A 1,886-nucleotide genomic window follows, 5' to 3' on the forward strand; every position below is an offset into this window, starting at 1 on the left:
GCCGCGGCGGCAGGGGCCTGCCCCTCCAGCTTCTGGGCGCGTTCGGCCAGACGCTGGTTGTCGGCACGGAGCCGGGCGGTGAGGTCTGCGAGACGGCTCTCGGCAGCGGCGGCCGGGGCGGCAGCCTGCTGCATCTGCGGTGCCGGGTTCGCGACGGGAGCGGAGGTCGCCTGGCTGTTGCGGGCGATCGCGGCCTGCTCGATGCCGGTCGCAACCACCGAGACGCGGATCAGGCCGTCGAGCGCCTCGTCGAAGGTGGCGCCGACGATGATGTTGGCGTCCTGGTCGACTTCCTCGCGGATGCGGGTCGCGGCCTCGTCGACCTCGAACAGGGTGAGGTCCTTGCCGCCGGTGATGGAGATGAGGAGGCCCTTGGCGCCCTTCATCGAGCTGTCGTCGATCAGCGGATTGGCGATCGCGGCTTCCGCGGCGGTCAGCGCGCGCTTGTCGCCGGAGGCCTCGCCCGTGCCCATCATCGCCTTGCCCATCTCCCGCATCACCGCTCTCACGTCGGCGAAGTCGAGGTTGATCAGGCCTTCCTTGACCATCAGGTCGGTGATGCAGGCGACACCCGAATAGAGCACCTGGTCGGCCATCGCGAAGGCGTCGGCGAAGGTGGTCTTTTCGTTGGCGACCCGGAACAGGTTCTGGTTCGGGATGATCAGCAGCGTATCGACGACCTTGTGCAGTTCGTTGATGCCGGCTTCGGCGGTGCGCATGCGGCGGCCGCCCTCGAAGTGGAACGGCTTGGTCACGACGCCGACGGTGAGGATGCCCATGTCGCGCGCGGTCTTGGCGATGACGGGAGCTGCACCCGTGCCGGTGCCGCCGCCCATGCCGGCGGTGACGAACACCATGTTGGCGCCCGAGAGATGGTCGCGCAGTTCGTCGATCACCTCTTCCGCCGCCGCGGCGCCGACGTTAGGCTGCGAGCCGGCACCGAGGCCTTGCGTGACCGCCGTGCCCATCTGCACGATGCGCTGCGCCTTCGACATCGTCAGCGCCTGCGCGTCGGTGTTGGCGACCACGAAGTCGACGCCCTGCAGGCCCGCCGTGATCATGTTGTTGACGGCGTTGCCGCCGGCGCCGCCGACGCCGAACACGGTGATCCGGGGCTTCAGTTCGTGAATATCAGGAACATTGATGCTGATGGTCATGTTTGCCTCTCGATCACGCGCGCGTGGGTTCGCCCCGGCCGGCGGCCGCGGGAGTTGGTGAAATCAGGGAATTGCGGAAATGAATCATCAGAAGCCCTCGCGTAGCCATCGTCCGACCTTTCCGAAATAGCCGCCGGTCCCTGTCTTGACCTGCTGCCGCGTATGCCGCGGTTCGACATGTTCGAGGTGAACATATTGCGGGTAGACGAGAAGTCCGGCCGGGACCGCGAACGCGGCGTTCTTCGCCTCAGCGGGCAGCCGGCCGAAACCGAGCGGACGTCCGACCCGCACGGGCCGGCCGAGTATCCGGGTGCCGAGATCGACCAGGCCGGTCAGCTGCGAGGCGCCGCCCGACAGCACGACGCGGCCGTTGGGCTCTGCGGCGAAGGGCGAATCCTTCAGTTTGTCCCGAACCATTTCGAAGACTTCCTCGGCACGGTGCTTGACGATGTTCGCGATGGTGGCGCGGGAGACGATCTGCGGCAGATCCTGCTCGTCACCGGCTGTCGGCACAGACATCAGCTCACGCGAGTCCGATCCGCCGGTGATGACGGTGCCGTATAAGGTCTTGATTCGCTCCGCATCGGCAATGGTCGCCGAGAGTCCGCGTGCAAGATCCATCGTGATGTGTTGCCCGCCGACCGCAAAACCGGCCGCATGCACGAAGCGCCCGCCCGAATAGACGGCAATCGTCGTGGTGCCGGCGCCCATCTCGACGACGGCAGCGCC

2 protein-coding genes are annotated in these 1,886 nt (G+C 67.1%); both read right to left on the reverse strand.

Annotation, left to right across the window (positions count from 1 at the left end):
• On the reverse strand, window positions 1-1,157 hold a 1,157-nt coding region (ftsZ, locus tag JHD07_RS38885; protein ID WP_291631864.1), incomplete at its 3' end, for a cell division protein FtsZ.
• 87 nt (window positions 1,158-1,244) lie between these two features.
• A partial coding sequence (locus tag JHD07_RS38890; RefSeq protein ID WP_291631866.1) for a cell division FtsA domain-containing protein occupies window positions 1,245-1,886 on the reverse strand: 642 nt, incomplete at its 5' end.

Source organism: Bradyrhizobium sp., assembly GCF_016462955.1.
In the GTDB taxonomy this organism is placed as follows: Bacteria; Pseudomonadota; Alphaproteobacteria; order Rhizobiales; family Xanthobacteraceae; genus Bradyrhizobium.